The 20,878-nt window shown below is 68.8% G+C and carries 17 protein-coding genes; 6 read left to right on the top strand and 11 right to left on the bottom strand.

Going from position 1 to position 20,878, the window contains the following annotated elements; genetic code table 11:
- Nucleotides 1-44: 44 nt before the first annotated feature.
- A complete protein-coding gene (locus P2L57_RS07025) occupies nt 45-905 on the bottom strand; it encodes an aldo/keto reductase (protein WP_275810156.1) in 861 nt (286 codons plus the stop codon).
- On the bottom strand, nt 906-1,088 hold the full coding sequence (locus P2L57_RS07020; protein ID WP_275809968.1) for a hypothetical protein: 183 nt from the start codon (nt 1,086-1,088) through the stop codon (nt 906-908).
- Between the two features lie 421 nt (nt 1,089-1,509).
- Here P2L57_RS07020 and P2L57_RS07015 point away from each other — a divergent pair, with 421 nt between their 5' ends.
- On the top strand, nt 1,510-3,228 hold the full coding sequence (locus P2L57_RS07015) for a translation initiation factor 2 (protein WP_372515629.1): 1,719 nt from the start codon (nt 1,510-1,512) through the stop codon (nt 3,226-3,228).
- Here the strand turns inward: P2L57_RS07015 and P2L57_RS07010 are convergent.
- A complete protein-coding gene (locus P2L57_RS07010) occupies nt 3,216-5,306 on the bottom strand; it encodes a P-loop NTPase family protein (RefSeq protein ID WP_275809962.1) in 2,091 nt (696 codons plus the stop codon). The genes P2L57_RS07015 and P2L57_RS07010 overlap by 13 nt on opposite strands.
- Nucleotides 5,307-5,564: 258 nt before the next feature.
- Between P2L57_RS07010 and P2L57_RS07005 the strand changes: the two genes are divergently transcribed.
- Entirely contained in the window at nt 5,565-5,987 is a 423-nt protein-coding gene (locus P2L57_RS07005) for a hypothetical protein (protein WP_275809959.1), read from the top strand.
- Between the two features lie 95 nt (nt 5,988-6,082).
- Here P2L57_RS07005 and P2L57_RS07000 read toward each other — a convergent pair whose 3' ends face one another.
- The 3 genes from P2L57_RS07000 to P2L57_RS06990 all read right to left on the bottom strand — a co-directional run bounded on the left by P2L57_RS07000 (nt 6,083) and on the right by P2L57_RS06990 (nt 9,279).
- Nucleotides 6,083-6,565 (bottom strand): PPOX class F420-dependent oxidoreductase, encoded by a 483-nt coding sequence (locus P2L57_RS07000; protein ID WP_275810154.1) that lies wholly within the window; start codon nt 6,563-6,565, stop codon nt 6,083-6,085.
- A gap of 42 nt (nt 6,566-6,607) precedes the next feature.
- A complete protein-coding gene (gene speB / locus P2L57_RS06995; protein WP_275809956.1) occupies nt 6,608-7,594 on the bottom strand; it encodes an agmatinase in 987 nt (328 codons plus the stop codon).
- A 92-nt stretch (nt 7,595-7,686) separates the two neighbouring features.
- Complete coding sequence (locus P2L57_RS06990; protein WP_372515638.1) at nt 7,687-9,279, bottom strand: acyl-CoA carboxylase subunit beta; 1,593 nt, start codon at nt 9,277-9,279, stop codon at nt 7,687-7,689.
- A gap of 650 nt (nt 9,280-9,929) precedes the next feature.
- On the opposite strand from P2L57_RS06990, the gene P2L57_RS06985 reads away from it, so the two are divergent.
- The 4 genes from P2L57_RS06985 (at nt 9,930) to P2L57_RS06970 (ending at nt 16,041) form a co-directional block, all read left to right on the top strand.
- The gene (locus tag P2L57_RS06985; RefSeq protein WP_275809950.1) at nt 9,930-12,752 is read left to right on the top strand and encodes a helix-turn-helix transcriptional regulator; all 2,823 of its coding nucleotides are present in this window, start codon (nt 9,930-9,932) and stop codon (nt 12,750-12,752) included.
- Nucleotides 12,733-13,659 (top strand): metallophosphoesterase family protein, encoded by a 927-nt coding sequence (locus P2L57_RS06980; RefSeq protein ID WP_275809947.1) that lies wholly within the window; start codon nt 12,733-12,735, stop codon nt 13,657-13,659. The genes P2L57_RS06985 and P2L57_RS06980 overlap by 20 nt, the downstream gene beginning before the upstream one ends.
- A complete protein-coding gene (locus P2L57_RS06975; protein ID WP_275809944.1) occupies nt 13,656-14,333 on the top strand; it encodes a 4'-phosphopantetheinyl transferase family protein in 678 nt (225 codons plus the stop codon). The genes P2L57_RS06980 and P2L57_RS06975 overlap by 4 nt, the downstream gene beginning before the upstream one ends.
- A gap of 79 nt (nt 14,334-14,412) precedes the next feature.
- Nucleotides 14,413-16,041, top strand: a complete 1,629-nt coding sequence (locus P2L57_RS06970) for a flavin monoamine oxidase family protein (RefSeq protein WP_275809941.1) — start codon at nt 14,413-14,415, stop codon at nt 16,039-16,041.
- Between the two features lie 65 nt (nt 16,042-16,106).
- Here P2L57_RS06970 and P2L57_RS06965 read toward each other — a convergent pair whose 3' ends face one another.
- The 5 genes from P2L57_RS06965 to rfbC are packed head-to-tail and all read right to left on the bottom strand — an operon-like array spanning nt 16,107 to nt 20,878.
- Entirely contained in the window at nt 16,107-17,510 is a 1,404-nt protein-coding gene (locus P2L57_RS06965; protein WP_275809938.1) for a class I adenylate-forming enzyme family protein, read from the bottom strand.
- Between the two features lie 17 nt (nt 17,511-17,527).
- Nucleotides 17,528-18,202, bottom strand: coding sequence for a thioesterase II family protein (locus P2L57_RS06960; RefSeq protein WP_275809935.1), 675 nt, complete (start codon nt 18,200-18,202; stop codon nt 17,528-17,530).
- On the bottom strand, nt 18,199-19,185 hold the full coding sequence (gene rfbB / locus P2L57_RS06955; protein WP_275809932.1) for a dTDP-glucose 4,6-dehydratase: 987 nt from the start codon (nt 19,183-19,185) through the stop codon (nt 18,199-18,201). The genes P2L57_RS06960 and rfbB overlap by 4 nt, the downstream gene beginning before the upstream one ends.
- Nucleotides 19,182-20,249 (bottom strand): glucose-1-phosphate thymidylyltransferase, encoded by a 1,068-nt coding sequence (locus P2L57_RS06950; RefSeq protein WP_275809929.1) that lies wholly within the window; start codon nt 20,247-20,249, stop codon nt 19,182-19,184. The genes rfbB and P2L57_RS06950 overlap by 4 nt, the downstream gene beginning before the upstream one ends.
- A complete protein-coding gene (rfbC, locus tag P2L57_RS06945) occupies nt 20,246-20,878 on the bottom strand; it encodes a dTDP-4-dehydrorhamnose 3,5-epimerase (RefSeq protein WP_275809926.1) in 633 nt (210 codons plus the stop codon). The genes P2L57_RS06950 and rfbC overlap by 4 nt, the downstream gene beginning before the upstream one ends.

Genomic DNA, 20,878 nt, shown 5'->3' with positions numbered 1-20,878 from the left:
CACTCCGTTCCATCCCTGTGTCCTTGCGTCCGCGTGTCCCCGTCTCACGGCACGGGGACGGCGGGCGTGACCATCCGGCCCGGATCGCCGCCGAGTACGGCGTCCCGCGCGATGGCGTTGACCTCGTGGGGTGCGCCTGCGGGCACCCTGCCCGCCGTGCACAGCCGGGCGTACTGCTCGTTGGTGAGCGTGAGGTCGAGGGCGGCGAGGTAGTCGTCGAGCTGTTCGGGGGTGCGGGGGCCGATGACGGGCACCAAGGCGGTGCCGGCCCGCCGGGCACGCTCGCGCACCCACGCGACGGCGACCTGGGCGGCCGGCGCCCCGGTCTCCTCTGCGACGGCCCGCACCGCGTCGACGACCCCCTCTTGGCGGCTGCCGTCGCCGCCTCGGATGACCCTTTTGCCGTCGCTGACCCAGCCGTCGGTGCCCCGCCGGTACAGACCGGTGAGCGGCCCGCCGCCCAGCGGCGACCACATGGCGACGCCCAGCCCGAGGCTCTCCGCCATCGGCAGCAGTTCCCGGTCGGGGGTGCGCTGCGTCAGGCTGTACTCGGTCTGCACGCCGATCAGCGGCGACCAGCCCCGCAGGTCCGCCATCGTGGCAGCCCTGGCGACCCGCCACGCGGGGAAGTTGGACAGCCCCGCGTAGAGGATCTTCCCGGCGCGGACGAGGTCGTCGAAGGCCGCCAGGATCTCCTCGATGGGTGTGAGGTCATCGGGAAAGTGCGCCCAGTACAGGTCGATGTAGTCGGTGCCCAGCCGTTTCAGGCTGGCCTCGACGGAACGGACCATGGTCTTGCGGCTGTTGCCGGTCCCGCTGACCCGGGGGTGTGGCGAAGAGCTGTTGGTGAACTTGGTCGACAGGACGAAGTGGTCCCGGTCGGCGGCGAGGAACTCTCCGAGCAGTTAGTCCGCCTCTCCGAACTGATAGCAGTCCGCGGTGTCGACGAAGTTGCCTCCCGCCTCGGCGAAGCGCTCGAACAGCGCACGGGTCGTGGGCCGGTCGGCGCCCGCGCCCCGCCTGCCCCACAGCGGAGTCCCGGCGGTCGGCCCCGGCGCGCGGGTGCAGGCGGCCCGGCGGGCCGGCACAGCAGGTCTTCCTCGACAACGCTCACGCATGCCCCTTCCGGAAGCGGCCGGGCCGAGCGACCACGACCTGCGGACGACGGACGTCCCTCATCGTGAGCTCCCGCCATTGCAGGGACCTTGCAAAGTTCTGCACGCGTGGGCGTATCAGGCGTAAAGGACGGCACGCACGTCACGATCCACGGTCGGCAATGTCTCGGCAGCGGGCCTCAGAACACTTCGCCACGCCCCCTGGCCGGAACCGCTCCTCCACAACGAGCCGTCCCACGGGACCTGCCGGTGACCCGAATCGGCCTTGATCGCGCGGGCCACTCGGAAGTCGGTTTCCGCCGTCGGTACGATCAACTCCATGCCGCAAGAGGCTCTTGGCGATTTCACCCCACTGAACAAGACTGCTGCACCCTTTTGCGGCCTTCCAGGTACAATGGACGATTCTGCGGCCAACGGCCAACGGCCAACGGCCAACGGCCAACGGCCAACGGCCAACGGCCAACGGCCAACGGCCAACGGCCAACGGGCAGTACTCCTTGCCGTTCGTTCGGCGGGGGCCCTGCACCGGCTTCTCGATGTGCTGCCCGTCTTCGAGGGTGACGAGCGCATCCTTGTCCGCTTCACGCTGGTGCCGGGATCGGCGTTCGACGCGGACGCCTTGGCGGCCTTGGAGCGCTCCGGCGCCCGTACCATCATGTGGGAAGAGGCCCGCGACGGTAAGCACGACCTGATCCTGGCCGCGAGTCCGAAGGGCGCGTTGCGGGTGCTCTCGGGTCCTGCGGCGCTGCTTCCGCACGGTGCCGGGTTCAACAAGACCGTCAGCGAAGAGGGTTCGCCACACCTCCCGTCCGGTCTCGATCCCCACCACCTACTCGCCGACGGCGAACCTTGGGCCGCACTCCACGCGCTGGCGCATGACGATCAACTCACTCGCCTCACCGAGTACTGCCCTTCGGCCGCCGCCCGGGCGGCGGTTGTGGGTGACCCGACGCTGGATCGGCTGCTGGGGTCTCTCGCCCATCGGGAGAACTACCGTTCCGCCCTGGGAACGGGCGAGCGACGACTCATAGTGCTCACGTCCACCTGGGGGCCGGAGTCGCTGCTCGCGCGGCGACCCGAGCTACCGGGCGAGCTCATCAACCGACTCCCGTACGACGAGTACCAGCTCGCTCTTGTCCTTCATCCCAATGAGTACAGCCGGACGGGCACGTTCGACCTTTCCCGTCAGCTCGCTCCTGCCCTGGCTGCCGGCCTGACCCTGGCCAGACCGCATGAGGAATGGGCCGCCCTCCTGGTCGCGGCCGATGCCGTGGTCACCGACCACGGCTCCGCCGCCCTCTACGCGGCTGCTCTCGGCCGACCGGTCATCGGGGCATACGGCGGTGGGAGTGAGCTGATCCCTGGCAGCCCCATGGCACGGATGCTCTCCCGGGTTCCCCAGCTGGCCGAGGCTGCCGACCTGCTCGATGTTCTCCCGGCGGCCGAAGCCCACGACGTACGGGACTTCGCCGACGCGGCTTTCGCGCTGCCTGGCCAGTCACTGCGGCGGCTTCGCTCCGAGCTCTACCGGTTGTTGGGCCTCCGGCCACGGTCCGCACCGGTGACTCCGCATCCGCTCCCCCACCCGGCCGCGCCCCAACGTCCCCGGGCCTTCGCGGTACGGGCCGAGGTGTCTGGGCTCCGGATAAGCGTCGCGCGGTTCCCCCCGTGCACCTCCGAGGAGGTGCACCACCTGGCGGCCGAACACCCTGAATCCGGCCAGCGCCATGTGCAGAGCGCGTCGGTGCTGTGGCGCCGTGCACGGCCCACCTCTCCGGCACCGCACACCAGCGCCTGGACTGCTGCCGGTTGGACGACCCGTGTCCTGGACGAGGCTCCGGGCTGCCGGACCGCTGCCGCGGTCCTCTCCCCGGAGCGGTGCCTGGTCCGGCACCGCTCGTTGGGACCACTCAGCGTCCGCATCGAGCCCTGCAGAACCACCGACCGCGTTCTGCGCGCCGATCCGGGGGCAGTGTTGTCTGCGATCCATGCCTGGCTCGGCGCCACCCAGCAGTGGGCGCCGCCAGTGTCGCTCGTCTGCGACATCGGCCCGCTCACGGTACGCGTCAGGCTGGCTCAAGCCGACGAGGCGGACCTCGACTACGAGCTCTGACCGCCGTCGGACAGGCCGCCCGAGCGTGCGGCCAGCAGCTTGGCCGTCGTCCGGTACTCCTCGGCTCCGGCAGGTTCACCCAGCTCATCCGTAAGAGCAGCCAGTTCCTCCAGGATGCGCGCCTCATCGAAAGTCGAGCCCCGCTCACGGGAGTTCGCCAGCGCCGCACGTACCAGTCCACCTGCTTCCGCCGCACGCCCGGCACGCCTCAGCGCACGACCGAGCTCGAAACCGGACCGCGCCGTCATCCGCTCCCGGCCCTGCTCCCGCGCCATCCTGTGCGCCTCGCTCAGCAGGGCTACCGCCCGCTCGGACTCGCCTTGGCTCAGGGCGGTGCGGCCCAGCAGGTAGGTCTGGAGCAGCACGCCGTACGCGTTCCCGATCGCCGTGTGGACCCGTCTGGCAGCTTCGAAGTCCGCGGTTGCCCCCGCCAAGTTCCCCTCCTCTGACTTCAGCAAGCCCCCGAACTCCATCACCGATGCATTCAGTTTGCGTTCCTGCGAAGACTGGCCCAGGCTCTCGGAGGCGCCGAACGCCTGTCGCAGCTGTTCCGCGGCCTCGTCGTACCGCTCCTGCTCCCACAGCGGCCTGGCCAGTTGGCATCGCATCCGCACCATCGCCGGCAGGAACTCCAGGCGATCGGCGGCTGCCACGCCCATGCGGAACGCATCCGTGACGTCCGCGTAATGCGGGTGATCAAGGAAGTGTGTCCACAGCGGTTCACACAGCGACCAGGCATCCTCATAAAGCCCGGTTTCGAAGGCCAGCCGAACACAGTCGTACAGGGCGAGCCGATGCGATTCCAGCCACCTCAAGGCCTGCGTCCCACCGCTGAACTCGATGTCGGGGACGTCCGGGACCGCCGCTTCGGGAGCTGCGAAGGTCATCCGAGGGCCGGCAGCCAGCAGGTCCGCCCGGGCTGACTGGCGCCTGTACCAGCGGATCAGCCTGCGGCGCACCTCGGCACGACGCACGCCTCCAGGGTCGGACTGGCGCGCGCGGCGCTCAGCATGCCCTCGCAGCAAGTCGTGCATCCGGTACCCCTCGGGCCTGTTCTCCAGCAGACCCGCCAACTCCAACTCCTCCAAGGCGTCCTCGGCCCGCTGGAGACCACCACCCAGGAGCGCCACGGCAGTTGGGGCCGTGATCGTGGGGGCGCGGTGCTGCGGCAACAGGCAGTAGAGCCAGGCGGCCGCTGACCCCAGCCCCGAGTACGCGGCGTCCCAGACTGCCTCGACCATGGGGATGCCCCTCTCGTGCAGCTCTGCGGTGAGCTCAGCGACCAGCCGGGACAAGTTGCGTCTGCGGTACTTGCGGACCCACTGGCCGGCCACCAGGAGCGCCGCGGGCAACCCGGCACAGCCGCGGGCGAGTTCCGCCACTGCGTCCGGCTCCGCCGCAAGCCGTGGGTCGTCCACGATATGCCCGAGCAGCCGTACCGCATCGCCCACCGCCAACGGGTTCACGGGCACCTCGACCGCGGCCACGCCGTCGAGATCGTAGAGCGGCCCCTGGCTCGCCACGATTACCAGGCTCCCGGCGGATGCCGGTAGCAGCGGTACGGCCTCCGCGCCGTAGCGCGCATTGTCGATGACCACGATGAGGCGCTTGTTCCGGGTACACGTCCAGTATTGTTTCGAACGGCCGGCGAAGGAACGCTCCAGCCAATCCGGGGAGACACCAAGGCCGGTGAGCAGTTCCCCGGCCGCGTCGGCGACCTCCACCACCCCGTCTCGGCGTAGGTCGTCCAGATCGACGTACAACACCCCGTCGGGATACCTCCCGCTGAGCTGACGAGCGACGTGGAATCCCAACGCGGTCTTGCCGATGCCGCCGATCCCGGTCAACGCCACCACCAGCGGCCCAGCATGGTTCGCATGGCTCTCGGCAGCACGTGCGATGCGCTCCTGCTCGGCCTGCCGGTTCTCGAAGTGCACCGGTGCGGGCGGTAACTGAAACGGCGTTGGCTGCGCCGAAGGAGCCGCGGCGTGCAGGTGCTGATGCAGCTCTCCGATGCGGCCGGCCTGGACCACCACGTCCGCCCGCCCGTCCAGACTGTTGTACGTCTCCTCGGCCATCCTCCAACCCTATGACGCACGAGCCTGGGTGACGGGAAACCAGCTCGTCTCAGCGACTCGGTATCGACCCTTCCCTGACGAGATTCGCCCTGCGAAGGGAGTTCTGCCGTACTGGCCGCGCGCCGCCCTCGGTTTCGTGTGGCCGGGACCGTTTGCGGCGTGCGCGCGAAGGTACGCAGAGAGCGGCGGAATCCGCTGCAGCAACGCCTGAAGCACTTTTATGGTGTGTCTGCAGCAGACAACCCAAGGAGCACACTCATGGATCCGATCTCGGCGGCCGCCCTCACGGCACTGGCCGGAGGGGCTGGCGGGGAAGCCGGACGACAGGCATGGCAGGGACTCTCCGCGCTCGTCCGGCGCCCCTTTCGGCGTGGAGAGGCGCAGAACGAGACAGAAAGTCCCAGCGTGAGCTCGGGCCAGCTCGAGCTCACGGCCCTGGAAGACGCCCCGACCGATCCGATGCGAGCACAGGCACTGATCACAGCGCTCGGCGTGCGGGCGGCTCTGGACACCGACTTCCGGGGGCTCCTGACAGAGTGGTGGCAACAGGCTCAGACCGTCAGTACAGCCAGCAAGGTCCACAACGAGATCAGCGGCGGAACCCAACACACGGTCGTCCAAGGCAGGGACTTCTCCAACATCACGTTCACCGTCCCTCCGGCCACTCCTCCCACTGCTTAGCACACCGTGCAGGCAGGGCCAGCCGCCGCTTGAGATCCGGAAGCCGCCCGGGGCCGCAGCGTGCGCGGGTGGCCCTGCCGGGCGATGGCGGACGCTCAGAAATCCGCGATCCCCCGCTGCGCCACCACCCGCTCGACCCGCCCCCGTACCAGGTACTCGCCCGGTACGGCGTTGCGCTTGCCGAACGATTCCGCCTTGGCCCGGCCCATGTAGCGGTGGCCTAGGCGGGTTGCCCAGTGGAGCAGTTGGGCGGGGTCTTGGGTGAGGGTGGCCGTACAGTCCAGGCGGACGTAGGAGTACGGGGGCTGCTGGTCGTCCACGCAGAGGCTGAAGCGGGGGTCGCGTAGCAGGGCCTTGGCCTTCACCGAGGCACCCCAGGTGGTGAACAGGATCTCGGGGTGCGCGGAGTCGTCGTCCAGCAGGAACCACACGGGGGTGACATGCGGGCGGCCGTCGGCGCGCATCACGGCGAGCTTGCCGGTGCGGGTGCCGGTTGAGACGAACGCCCGCCATTCCTTGTGGTCATGTGCTCCATGTCGCTGCCCCTTCCCCTGGTCCTGCCACCCGGCGCGCCGGATGCCCGGGTCACGACCTATGACCCGGGCATCCGGACAGGCGACTTACTTACCCGCCCACCGTGCCGGTCCCATCTGCCGGGACATGATGGTGATCAGCTCGTACGCGGTGTGGGAGGCCGCGACAGCGGTGATCTCCGCGTGGTCGTAGGCCGGGGCGACCTCCACCAGGTCAGCGGAGACCAGATGGCAGTCGGACAGGCCACGGACGATTTCCAGCAGTTCGCGCGAGGTGAGGCCGCCCGCTTCTGGCGTTCCGGTGCCGGGGGCGTGCGACGGATCGAGGACATCGATGTCGACCGAGACGTACAGCGGCCGCTTGCCGATCCGCTCGCGGAGCTGCTGCACCACCTCGTCGACACCGCGCCGCATGACATCGGCGGACGTCACGATGCCGAAGCCCAGCTTCGTGTCCTCGTCCAGGTCGTTCTGGTGGTAGATCGGGCCGCGGGTACCCACGTGCGAGAGGGCGGAGGTGTCGAGGATGCCCTCCTCGACCGCCCGCCGGAACGGTGTGCCGTGGGTGTACTTCTCACCGAAGTGCGCGTCCCAGGTGTCCAGATGGGCGTCGAAGTGCAGCAGCGCCACCGGGCCGTGCTTACGGGCCACGGCGCGCAGCAGCGGCAGGGCGATGGTGTGGTCGCCGCCGAGCGTCATCAGACGGGCGCCGGTGTCGACGAGTTCACCGGCGGCGGCCTCGATGGTCTCCACGGCCTCGTTGATGTTGTGCGGGTTGGCGGTGATGTCCCCAGCATCCGCGACCTGGGCGAAGTGGAAGGGGTAGACCTGCTGCGCCGGGTTGTACGGCCGCAGTTGGCGGGACGCCTCACGTATCGCGTTCCCACCGAAACGCGCGCCGGGGCGGTAGGAGACACCGGAGTCGAACGGCACACCGACCACGGCGATATCCGTCTCCCCCACCTCGTCCAGCCGAGGAACACGTCCGAACGTCGCCAACCCCGCATACGTCAGGGTGCGTTCGGACACCTCGGGTCCACGGGGAGGAATCACGCCGTTGTTGATCGGGGTCATGGTTGTCGCGGGGCCTTTCTGTACAAGCCGTCGGGCCTGCGCGGCCAACGGGCCACGGGCCTGCGGGCCAACGGGAAGCGCGGGGAGGTGGGTCAGATGGGCGGGTTGCCGTGCTTGCGGGACGGCAGGTCGGCGTGCTTGGTGCGGAGCATGGCGAGCGAGCGGATCAGTACCTCGCGGGTCTCGGCCGGGTCGATCACGTCGTCGACCAGGCCGCGTTCGGCCGCGTAGTACGGGTGCATCAGCTCGGACTTGTACTCCTTCACCATCCGGGTCCGCATCTCGTCCGGGTCGTCCGCATCTGCGATCTGGCGGCGGAAGATGACGTTGGCGGCGCCCTCGGCGCCCATCACCGCGATCTCGTTGGTCGGCCAGGCGTAGGTCAGGTCGGCGCCGATGGACTGCGAGTCCATCACGATGTACGCACCGCCGTACGCCTTGCGCAGGATCAGCGAGATCCGCGGCACGGTGGCGTTGCAGTACGCGTACAGCAGCTTCGCGCCGTGCCGGATGATGCCGCCGTGCTCCTGGTCCACGCCCGGCAGGAAGCCGGGCACGTCCAGCAGCGTGATCAGCGGGATGTTGAACGCATCACACATCTGAACGAAGCGTGCGGCCTTCTCCGAAGCCTCGATGTCCAGCACCCCGGCCAGCGCCTGCGGCTGGTTGGCGATGATGCCGACGACCTGGCCGTCGAGCCGGGACAGCGCACACAGCACGTTCTTCGCCCAGCGCTCATGGACCTCAAGGAACTCGCCGTCGTCGACGATCTCCTCGATGACCTGGCGCATGTCGTACGGCCGACTGCCGTCCACCGGAACCAGTTCCAGCAGGGCGTCACCGCGTCGGTCCACCGGGTCGGCGCACTCCACCGCGGGCGGCATCTGCCGGTTGTTGGACGGCAGCAGCGAGAGCAGGTACCGGACCTCCTCGATACACAGAGCCTCGTCGTCGTAGGCGAAGTGCGCCACACCAGAGGTCTCGGCGTGCACATCCGCGCCCCCCAGACCGTTCTGCGAGACCTTCTCCCCCGTCACCGCCTGCACCACATCCGGGCCGGTGATGAACATCTGCGAGGTCTCCCGCACCATGAACACGAAGTCCGTCAACGCCGGACTGTACGCCGCACCACCAGCACACGGACCCAGCATCACCGAGATCTGCGGGATCACACCCGACGCCCTGGTGTTGCGCTGGAAGATCCCGCCGTACCCGGCCAACGCCGAGACGCCCTCCTGGATCCGCGCCCCCGCACCATCGTTGAGCGACACCAACGGCGCACCCGCCGCGATCGCCTTGTCCATGATCTTGTGGATCTTCTGCGCATGGGCCTCACCCAACGCACCACCAAAGATCCGGAAGTCATGCGCATACACAAAGACCGTACGGCCGTGCACCGTACCCCACCCGGTGATCACACCATCGGTGTACGGCTTCTTCGCCTCCAGACCGAAACCGCTCGCCCGATGCCGGCGCAACGGCTCGACCTCACGAAACGAACCCTCGTCCAACAACAGGTCAATCCGCTCACGCGCGGTCAACTTGCCCTTGGCATGCTGCGCCTCGGTCGCCCGCTCACTCGGCCCCCGCCGCACCTGCTCACGAATCGCATGCAGCTCCGCCACACGCCCACGGGCGTCACCGCCGGAAGGCGCGGCCTGCCCCCGAGCCGTGGCCTGGGTCATCGTCGTCATGGGTCAGCTCCACCCCGGAAGCCCGGTGTTCCGGGCGACATAGTGGTCCGAAGTCGTGGTCCGACATCGTCGTCCGCGGGCCTGCGAGACCCACGTTCGACGATTCAAACCCGGACCGGAGTGAGACTTCCACCACCATCTCCCCCTAGCGTCGCCCAACCACCCCCTAACCCGCCGTGACCAGCCATCTCTGCCAACTCGACCCTCTCGCACCGGCGCGCGCCAGCCTCATCGGGGTCATTCGATTCAACGGCCCGTTCACCCTCCGGTGATTTGCACGTTACTTTTACGCCGCCTGCACCTCGCCCATGCTTTTCTTCGCTGCTCCGGGTCGTTGCTAGAGTTCCCAATGAGCCTTCGGCCAGAGGCACCGGCCGGCGTCCGTGATCAGACCTGCGCGCGAACTGACCTGAACCGCGCGGGCCGTTGACGTCGTCCAGGAAGCGTACGGGGGAGGGAGCAACGTGACAGTGGCCCGCTTAAGGGGATTTCGCAAGCGCGAGGCGTAGGACGTTTTCCGGAGATCCTCCAGAACTACCGTTCGGTAACACAACCGCCGGTAGCGGAACGCCACCTGACCGGCCTCCCTGATGGCCCCCGGATATATGCGCGTCTTTAACGGGGAAGGAATTAACGACTTGTTGATCGAGCGGGATGAGGAGAATACGCGGCTCACCCGGTTCCTCACCGGGAGATCCGATGGCCGAGGACGTCTCGGCGTCATCAGCGGCGCCGTGGGGTCGGGCAAGACCGCACTCCTGAACCATGTGTCGGAACACGTCGCGGCCTCGGGTGTCCGGCTGCTGAGCGCGGTTGCCGCGCCCTCCGAGCAGGGCTTCCCATACGCGGTGCTGGAACAGCTGCTTCAGGCGCTTCCACCACTCGCCGACGGCCTGCCACCACTGCTGTTCCCGTTGCCGTCGGAGCCCGGCCAGCGACCAGGTGATGCGCCCACGGGCGGCGAGCCCTCCCCGCAGGTGCCTCTCGCCATCCTGCGCGGCTTCCACCGCACGCTCGCCGAACTGACGGCCCAGGAGCCACTGCTGATCGTCGTCGACGATGTGCAGTTCGCCGACGCGCAGTCACTTACCTGCCTGGCGTACGCTATCCGTCGACTGCCCACCAACCGGCCGTCGTTGCTGATCGCTTGTGCGCGGGCGTGCGATGTGCCCACGGCATTCAAGGAGTTGGGCCGCCAACTGGACGTGTGCAACGTACGGCTGGGCCCGCTGTCCGAGCAGGGCGTCGGACAACTGCTGGCGGAATCCTTCGATCCGGCGGACGCCGCTCGGCTCGCCCCCGCCTTCCACGCGGCGACCGGCGGCAACCCTCTGCTGGTCCACGGCTTCCTGGACGACACCCCCCGCCCGGCGCCGGGCGTCGCCAACCGTCCCCCGCTCTCGCCCAGGACCGGCGAGATGTTCCGGCAGTCCGCGCTGGCCAGCGTGCACCGCATCGGCAAGGACAGCCTGCTGACCGCCCGGGGCATCGCGGTGCTGGGCGGTGCGGAGGCGGTACCGCTGCTGTGCGGGCTGATCAGGCTGGAGGAGCGGACCGTACGGCTGTCCATCACCGACCTCGCCGAGGCGGGCATACTCGACGAGCCGGGAGCCGCGTTCCGTCATGAGTCGGTCCGCGACGCCGTGCTGGAGGACCTGCCCGGTGCGTCGGCGTCCCAACTGCGCTGGCGTGCCGCGCGGTTGCTGTACGAAGACGGCGCGAGCCCGACCGCCGTCGCACACCAGTTGATCGGCCACGATGTGCCCGCGCCGCACGAGGAGTGGGTGCCCCGGGTGCTGCGGGACGCGGCGCAACGGGCGCTCGCCGACGACGAGGTCTCGTTCGCGACCCGCTGCCTGCAGACGGCCGAGCGGTGCTGCCCCGATGACAGGGAGCGGCTGGCGATCAGGGCGGAGCTGGCGGAGATCATCTGGCGGGTGAAGCCGTCGGCGTCGTTGCAGCAGCTGCAGTCGCTGGCCGCGCCCGCGCGGGCCGGACTGCTGCCGCCCGCCCAGACGCTCCAGCTGGCAGTGGGCATGATGTGGAACGGTCAGATGGATGACGCTGCCGCCGCGATCCGGCAGGTCAACGAGGTGATGGCAAAGGCCCCCGACTCCCGGCTCGGCACCGAACTGCAAAGCACCCGGCTGTTGATGGCCTCCACCTACCCCGACACGCTCGACCAGGTCCAGGATTCGATGGCGCAGGTGGAAAGCGGTGGGCGAGGGGCCGCGACGGCGCCATCGCTGCGGGCGCTCAGCGCGCTCCAGGCGTCGCTGTGCCAGGATGGCAACGATGCCACGGCTGCCCAGGCCGAGCAGGTGCTGCGCACCACCCGGCTGACGGACCTGACGAGGCACTCGCTCAAGGCGGCGCTGCTGGCGCTGGTGTACACCGAGCGGCTCGGCCCGGCGACGCTGTGGTGTGACCGGTTCCTGGCGGAGGCGGCGGCCCGTAACGCTCCGAGCTGGCTGGGCACGTTCAACGCCGTCCGGGGGCTGATCGCGTTGCGCCGCGGTCATCTGGGCAAGGCGGTGGAGTGCGCCGAGCTGGCGCTGGAGCAACTCCCCGCACATGGCTGGGGCGTTGGCATCGGCATGCCGCTGGCCACGCTGGTGGAGGCCAGGACCGCGATGGGCCACCACGAGGCCGCCGCGGAGCTGCTGGAATCCCCCGTCCCTGATGCCATGTACGCCACCCGGCACGCGATGCACTACCTGTACGCGCGCGGCCGTCACCAGTTGGCCACCGGCCGCCATCATGCCGCCATGACCGACTTCGCGGCCTGCGGTGAGCGGATGCGTGCCTGGGGCATGGACTCCGCCGCCCTGGTGCCGTGGCGGCTGGGCTCGGCGGAGACCTGGCTGGCACTGGACAACCACGGGAAGGCCGCCGAGTGGGCCAGGGACCAGCTGGCCCGGGCCCCCGAATCGCAGGCCCGGATCCGTGGGGCCGCGGCGCGCGCTCTCGCGGCCACCCTGCCGCCCGTGGAGCGTCCCAAGCTGCTGGGCCAGGCCATCAGTGCCCTGCAGGCCGGCGGGGACTGCTACGAGATGGCGCGGGCACTGGCCGATCTGGGCCAGGCGCACAAGCAGCTCGGCGAAGTGGCCAAGGGCCGCTTGCTGATCCGCAGGGCGTGGCGGATGGCGGACGGATGCGGCGCCGAGGAGCTGTACCGCTCGCTGCAGCCCACTCCGGTGCGGGGGGCGTCATCGGAGGCGACCGGAGAGACGGCGGGTGCGGTACGGGCGGACACCGCCGCGGTCGCCTCGCTGACCGACGCGGAGCGACGGGTCGCCTCGCTGGCGGTCTACGGTTACACGAACCGTGAGATCGCGGCGAAGCTGTTCATCACGATCAGCACGGTCGAGCAGCACCTCACCCGGGTCTACCGCAAGATCAACATCAGTCAACGCCAGGACCTTCCGGTCAGTTTGGACAGCGATGTCGCACACAGCGCCTAACACCTCGGCGCAGACCACCTCCCCCGGCAGATCCGACGGACGGCTGCTGGCCGTCAGCGATCTGCACATCGGTATCGCCGACAACCGTCCGATCACCGAATCGCTGTTCCCGACGAGCGATGACGACTGGCTGATCGTCGCCGGGGACATCGGTGAGCTGACCGATGACATCGAGTGGGCGCTGCGGCTACTCACCAGCCGATTCGCGAAGGTGGTGTGGGCGCCTGGCAACCACGAGCTGTGGACACCGCGCGAGGAACCGCTCCAACTGCGCGGCGAGCAGCGCTACCAGCATCTGGTGGAGCTGTGCCGCGGCCTGGGCGTGGTGACCCCCGAGGACCCGTACCCGGTGTGGCGGGGACCGCAGGGGCCGGTGGCGGTGGCGCCACTGTTCGTGCTCTACGACTACAGCTTCCGGGCGCCGGGCACCACGACCAAGGAGGAGTCGCTGGCCAAGGCGCACGAGGCGGGCGTGGTGTGCACCGACGAGTACCTGCTGCACCCGGACCCGTATCCGAGCCGGGACGCATGGTGCAGGGCCCGGGTGCAGCAGACCGAGCGACGGCTGGCGGCGCACGATCCGTCGGTGCCGCTGGTGCTGGTCAACCACTACCCGTTGGTGCGCGAACCGACGGAGGTGCTGTGGCACCCGGAGTTCGCGCAGTGGTGCGGCACCGAGCTGACCGCCGACTGGCACCGCCGGTTCAACACCGCGGCAGTGGTCTACGGGCATCTGCACATCCCCAGGACCACCTGGCACGACGGAATCCGGTTCGAGGAGGTCTCGATCGGCTATCCGCGCGAGTGGCGCCGCCGCGGCCACCCTCGGGGACTGCTGCGGCAGATCCTGCCCTACCCCGAGGACGCGCCGCAGCACGACGGGAAGCCGAAGGAGGACAGCGCATGATCAGCGGACTGCTGCCCGCGACGGTGGCCTGCGCCGAGGCGTTCGAGGACGACGGCGAGGACGACCTGTTCCCGCAGGAGCGGGAGCTGATCGGCAATTCGGTGGAGCGCCGGCGCCGGGAGTTCACCACCGTACGGGCCTGCGCCCGCCGGGCGTTGGCGGACCTCGGCCTGCCACCCGCGCCGGTGCTGCCGGGCGTGCGCAACGTGCCGCAGTGGCCCGCCGGGATCGTCGGCAGCATGACGCACTGCGACGGCTACCGGGCGGCGGCGCTCGCCAGGGCGGCGGACCTGGTGACCGTCGGCATCGACGCTGAGCCGGATCTTCCGCTGCGGCAGGGCATGGTCGAGTCGATCGCCCTGCCGAGCGAGCTGTCCTGGGTACGGGCGGCGGTGCCCGGCTCCGTCCACCGGGACCGGCTGCTGTTCAGCGCCAAGGAGTGCGTCTACAAGGCGTGGTACCCGATGATGCGCACCGAACTCGACTTCGATGACGCCGAGATCGCCTTCACCGAGACCGCCGACGGCTCCGGCACGTTCGACGCGCGGGTGCTGCGTCCGGCGCGCAATGCGCCGGGGCAGTGGGTGGACGCGTTCGCCGGCCGCTGGACGGCTCGACGAGGGCTGCTCGTCACCACGATCTCACTTGCCGCCACGGCGGTTTCGGTGAACTGAACCGGAACCCCGGTCATAAGTGGGAAACCAGGGTCGGTAGGGGTTGGCGCGGCAACGCTTGTAAAAATAGCGTGAGTTCATGCTCGTGCCGGATTTTCCGTTCTCGTACGACAGCTGGCTTCGTCATCCGGCCGGTCTCGGCACACTGCCGCCGAGCGCGGCCGGAATTGAGGTCGCCGTTGTCGGCGGCGGTATGGCGGGGATTACCGCCGCCTATGAACTCATGCGTCTCGGGCTGCGGCCGGTGGTGTACGAGGCCGAGCAGTTGGGCGGCCGAATGCGTTCCGCGCCGTTCCCGGACAACCCGGAGCTCGTCGCCGAGATGGGCGCGATGCGGTTTCCGCTCTCCGCTCGGTCGCTGTTCCACTACATCGACCTGCTGGGCCTGCGGACCTATCCCTTTCCCAATCCGCTGGCCCCGAGCACACCGAGCACGCTCATCGATCTGGGCGGCCGGCGCCACCGCGCCCGCTCGACCGACGAACTGCCGGGCATCTACCAGGAGGTGGCCGATGCCTGGGACAAGGCCCTGCAGGAGCGCGCCGAACTGTCCACGATACGCGACGCGATGCAGCGGCGCGATGTGGAAACTCTGAAGGCGGTTTGGAACCGGCTGGTCACGGAGTTCGACGACCAGTCGTTCTACGGCTTTCTGGCGACCTCCCCCAGCTTCCAGTCGTTCCGGCACCGGGAGATCTTCGGTCAGGTGGGATTCGGCACGGGTGGTTGGGACACCGATTTTCCGAATTCGTTCCTGGAGATCCTGCGGGTGGTGTTCACCGAGGCGGACGACAACCAGGTCGGGATAGCGGGCGGCTGTCAGCAGGTGCCGCGCGGTTTGTGGCTGCACACCCCGGCCGACCTGGCCCACTGGCCCGCGGGCACCTCACTGGCCGCACTGCACAACGGTTCCGCTCGCCCCGCCGCCACCCGAATCGGACGGACCGCCGACGGCTTTTCCGTGACGGACGCGGACAACACCGTGCGGGAGTATCCGGCGGTCGTCTTCAGCCCCCATGTGTGGACGCTGCTGCACCGCATCGACTGCGCTCCGGAACTGCTGCCCACCGCGCACTGGACGGCGGTCGAGCGCACCCACTACATGGGGTCGTCGAAGCTCTTCGTCCTGGTCGACCGGCCGTTCTGGCGGGATGCCGATCCGGATACCGGCCACGATGTGATGGGGATGACGCTCACCGACCGGATGCCGCGCGGTGTCTATCTGTTCGAGGACGGCCCCGACCGACCCGGCGTGATGTGCCTGTCGTACACCTGGAACGACGACTCGCTGAAGTTCGCCACGCTTTCCGCGCACGAGCGCCTTGACGCACTGCTGACCAGCCTTGCGGCGATCTATCCGAACGTCGACATCCGCTCGCACATCGTCGGCGACCCGATCACGATCACCTGGGAGACCGAGCCGCATTTCATGGGGGCGTTCAAGTCGAACCTGCCCGGCCAGTACCGCTACCAGCGCCGGCTGTTCACCCAGTTCATGCAGGAGTCGATGGATCCGGAACACCGCGGCTTCTTCCTGTGCGGCGACGACGTCTCATGGACGGCGGGCTTCGCCGAGGGGGCGGTGACCACGGCGCTGAACGCGGTGTGGGGAGTGGTCAACCATCTGGGCGGCAGCACGCATCCGCACAATCCGGGCCCCGGCGACCTGTTCCACAGCCTCGCGCCCGTCGATCTGCCCTACGTCTGAACAACGCATCGAAGGAGGGGGGTGGGGGGCGGGTGCCGCCAACCCCCCTCCTTCGATGTCGCGCTCTACTCCTGAGCAAGAGCCTCCAGACGGCGCTTGTCCGGCTTCCCGTTGCGGTTGAGCGGAAAGGCATCGAGGACGACGACCCGATTGGGCTGCTCGAACGCGGGCAGCAGTCCGCCCAGCACCTCGCGCCAGTGCGCCGCGTCCCGCTGCTGCTCGTCCTCCACGAAGAAGACCAACTGCGCCCCGCGCCGCTCGTCCGGCAACGGCACCACCTTCACCGGGCAGTTCGCCGCCTCGACCTTGCGCTCGATCAGCTCGGGATAGAGCGTGTAGCCCATGCGGTGCACGGCGAGCTTGCGCCCGAGGACGAACAGGTTGCCGTGCTCGTCGAGGTATCCGAGGTCGCCGGTGCGCTGCCATCCGGTCGGCGCGGATTCCACCGTGCCGTCCTCGGCGAGATGGCCCTCCAGCGCGTCCGGGGTGTCGACCTCGATCTCGCCCGCCTCCCCGGCGGCCACCGACTGCCGGTCCTCGTCGACGATCCTGACCTGGATGCCGTCCATGGGGCGCCCGGTGGCGACCGGGTTGTCCAACGTGGCGAAGGCGATGTTGCCCAGCTCGGTGCTGCCGTAGCTGTCCAGCAGCGGCAGTCCGAACTCCTCGACGTAGCGGTCGACGAGCGGTGCGTCCAGCGGTGCGGCGCCGACACAGAACATCCGGACCGACTCCAGGTGGACGCGGAGCGCGGTCTTGCGGGTCACCAGGTTGAGGATGCTGCGGTAGCTGGACGGTGTCGCGTCGATCACCGTCGTACCGGTCTGCCCGGCCATCCGCAGCGCATGGTCGAGTCGCCGGTACGGGGCGATCACCAGCGAGCACCGGGTGAGCCAGGCGATCAGCACCATCGACAGACCGTACTGGTGGGCGAACGGCAGCAGCGGCAGCAGGACGTCATCGGCCCGATGGCCGACCTGTGCGGCGTTGCGCTCCAGGTTGCGCAGGAACCTGGCGCCGGACTTGACGACGCCCTTGGGCGTGCCGGTGGAGCCGGAGGTCCACATGATGAGGCCGTCGGGCAGTTCGCCCCAGTTCTCGAACGACAGCCGTTCGCCGGTGACGGGACGATCGACCGCGGCGACCAGCAACTGGTAGAGGTGGACGGGGTCCGCGTCGTCGTCGATGGGCGCGTCATCGTCGACGAAGGTCATCTTGACGCCGGTGCGCAGTGCGATACGCCGGGTCTCCTCGACATGTTCCTGCTGGTCGACCAGGACGATCGAGGCGCCGACATGCATCAGCGCGAACAGCACGCTCACATAGGCGGCGGAGTTCCCGGCCTTGAGCATGACGCGGTCGCCCAGGCCGACCCCACTGTCGCGGACCACATCGGCGATGCGCAGTGCGTCCCGCTCGAATTCATCGAGGGTCTGTACCGAGTCGACTGCAAATATTTTCGCGGTCATTCGCAGGCTCCCTTGTCCTACTCGGCTTGGATGGTCTTGACATTCGCAACGTTTTCGATGATCTCGATGGAGCTCGACATGAGCTGGTCATGGACGAGATTGACGATCTCGCGCTTGCTCGTGGTGAGGTAGCGCGTCGCCCCGGCCAGGACTTCGAGGTCGAAACGCCCGCTGGTACAGCGCCGCCAGGCGCGTACCCCCGCGGGCGTGGTACGGGGATCGTGGTTGCCGGTGAGGGCGACGATGCGGCAGCTGAGGGTCGGCGGCCCGAGTGGGGCGTGTACGCCCGGGGCGTTCCGGCCGGAGACGAACAGCGTCATCAGCAGTGCCGTGGTCTCCCGTTCCAGCCGTTCGGCCACCCGGTAGGCGAGGTAGGCGCCATCACGGTGGCCGAACAGCGCGATGCGGCGGTCGGTCCAGTCCCCCAGTGCCTCGAAGATCCGGTCGGCCAACTCCTCGCAGTCCGCGACGGGTTGCAGATCGCCGAAGCACCGGTCGTCCGGATCGCCCGAGTCACCGGGATACTGGATGACCAGCACCTCCACGGTGGGCAACAGCAGTTCCGCCAACGCCAGGTAGTAGGCGGTGGAATTCACGAAGCCCGGAAAGCACACCAGTCGGAAACTGCTCGGGGTCGCCGGTTGCAGGATCCTGATCAGACCGATGTCGTCGGGGGTGGTCTCTTCCGTCATGTGGTCTGCGGCCCCTGCCGCAACGGTGTCCACACCTTGTGGTTCTTGCGGTACCAGTCCACGGTCTCGGTGATCCCCAGCATGAAGTCGTGGACCGGCCGGTAGCCGAGCTCGTCGCGGATCTTCGTCCAGTCGACGCTGTAGCGGCGGTCGTGCCCCTTGCGGTCGGCGACCAGGTCCACCCGGTCCCAGTCCGCCCCGCACGTCTCCAACAGCAGTGCGGTCAGCCGCTTGTTGGTGAGCTCGGTGCCGCCGCCGATGTTGTATATCTCGCCGGCTCTGCCACCGGTCAGCACCGCGAGCAGGCCTCTGCAGTGGTCGTCGACATGCAGCCAGTCCCGGACGTTGCCGCCGTCCCCGTACAGCGGAACGTTCTCGCCGCGCAGCAGACGGGTGACGAAGAGCGGGATCACCTTCTCCGGGTACTGGTAGGGGCCGTAGTTGTTGGAGCAGCGGGTCACCCGCACATCGAGGCCATGGGTGCGGTGGTAGGCGAGGGCGATCAGATCGCTGGAGGCCTTCGACGCCGAGTACGGGGAGTTGGGCCGCAGCAGATCGTCCTCGGTGGACGATCCCACCGGAACCGAGCCGTACACCTCGTCGGTGGAGACATGCACGAACGGCGCGGTGCCATGCCGCAGCGCGGCGTCCAACAGCACACTGGTGCCCAGGACGTTGGTGTTCACGAAGTCCTGCGCCGCCTCGATCGAACGGTCCACATGGGACTCGGCGGCCAGATGGATCACCGCATCGTGCTCCGCGACCAGTCGGTCCACCAGCGCCGCGTCGGTGATGTCACCGTGCACGAACGCATAGCCGGGTGCGTCCTGGACGGGCGCGAGGTTCTCCAGGCGGCCCGCGTAGGTGAGCTTGTCCAGGACGGTGACCCGGACATCGCCGCCGAGCGGCTGGTCGGGACCGAGGATCGTACGCACGAGATGGGAGCCGATGAAGCCGGCTGCCCCGGTGATCAGGATCTTCATGAACGGATCTGCACCTTGCTGTGGTCGCCGAGGATCAGGCGGTGGGCTTGCGGGGTACGGGGGGCGGGCGTGACCGCCACATCGCGGCCGATCATGGACGCCTCGATGCGGCGGACGCCGTCGATCGTGGCCCCGGTCAGCACGATCGAGTACTCGATCTCACTGTCGGCGATGGTGCAGTGGTCGGCGACCGAGGTGAACGGGCCGATGTAGGAGTCCTCGACCCGGCTGCCGCGGCCGATGATCGCAGGCCCGACGATCCGGGACCGGGACACCGAGGCTCCGGGCTCGACGACGACCCGGCCGACGAGTTCGCTCTCCTCGTCCACGGTGCCGTCGCAGCGCGGGTCGAGCCGGTCGAGTACGGACCGGTTGACCTCCAGCATGTCGGTGGCGTTCCCGGTGTCCTTCCAGTAGCCGGTGACCACCGAGGAGCGCACCCGGGCGCCATGGTCGATCAGCCACTGGATGGCGTCGGTGATCTCCAACTCGCCGCGCGCGGAGGGCCTGATGGCGCTGACGGCGTCATGGATGGCGGGGGTGAAGAAGTACACCCCGACCAGCGCCAGATCGCTCTTGGGGAACCGCGGCTTCTCCTCCAGCCCGATGACCCGCCCCTCGTCGTCCAACTCGGCGACGCCGAAGGCGGAGGGATCGCCGACCCGGGTCAGCATGATCTGCGCGTCCGGGCCGGTGTCCCGGAAGTCCCGCAACTGGTCGGCGATCCCGCCGACCAGGAAGTTGTCACCCAGGTACATGACGAAGTCATCGTCGCCGAGCCAGTCCCGTGCGATGCGCACCGCGTGCGCCAGACCGAGCGGCCGGTCCTGCGGAAGGTAGGTGACCGAGATACCGAAGGCGGAACCGTCACCGACGGCGGCGCGGATCTCCGGCGCGGTATCGCCCACGATGATCCCCACTTCGGTGACACCCGCCTCGGCGATGCCTTCGAGTACGTAGAAGAGGATGGGCTTGTTGGCCACCGGGACGAGTTGCTTCGCCGAGGTGTGGGTCAGGGGACGCAGGCGGGTGCCGGACCCCCCGGACAGGACGAGCGCCTTCACGGGGTCTCCTCGATCGGCTCGGTGCTCTCGCTGATGGCGGACGCGAGGGAGTGCAGGAACGCCCGGCACTCCTGGTAGGACGGCAGCAGACCAGCCGCTTCGGCCTGCGCGAGGCCGGGGGCGGCGGCGTCCTTGGCGGACAGTACGGGCGCCATGTCGTCAAGCCAGTCGATGCCCAGATCCGGGTCGAGCGGGTTGATGCCGTGCTCACGGCCCGGGCTGTATCCGGTCGAGCACAGGTACACGACGGTGGCGTCGTCGGTCAGTGCCTGGAACGCGTGGCCGAGTCCCTCGGACAGGAACACCGCGTTGCGGTCGCGGTCGTTGAGCTCCACCGCCTCCCACTCGCCGAACGTCGGTGAGCCGGTGCGCAGGTCGACCACCACGTCGCGGACGGCCCCGCGCACACAGGTCACGTACTTGGCCTGGCTGGGCGGCACATCGGCGTAGTGCACACCGCGTAGCACGCCACGGCGGGATATCGAGCAGTTGGCCTGGGCGAGTTGGAGGCGGCGGCCGGTCTCCGCGAGGAACCGGTCGCCTTGGAACCACTCCAGGAAACTGCCGCGATCATCGTCGAAATGCCGCGGCTGATAGACCCAGCCGCCATCTATGGACAGGGGTTTCAT

This window comes from Streptantibioticus ferralitis, assembly GCF_029223525.1.
Lineage (GTDB): Bacteria > Actinomycetota > Actinomycetes > Streptomycetales > Streptomycetaceae > Streptantibioticus_A > Streptantibioticus_A ferralitis.
This window is presented reverse-complemented; position numbering and strand designations above follow the sequence as displayed.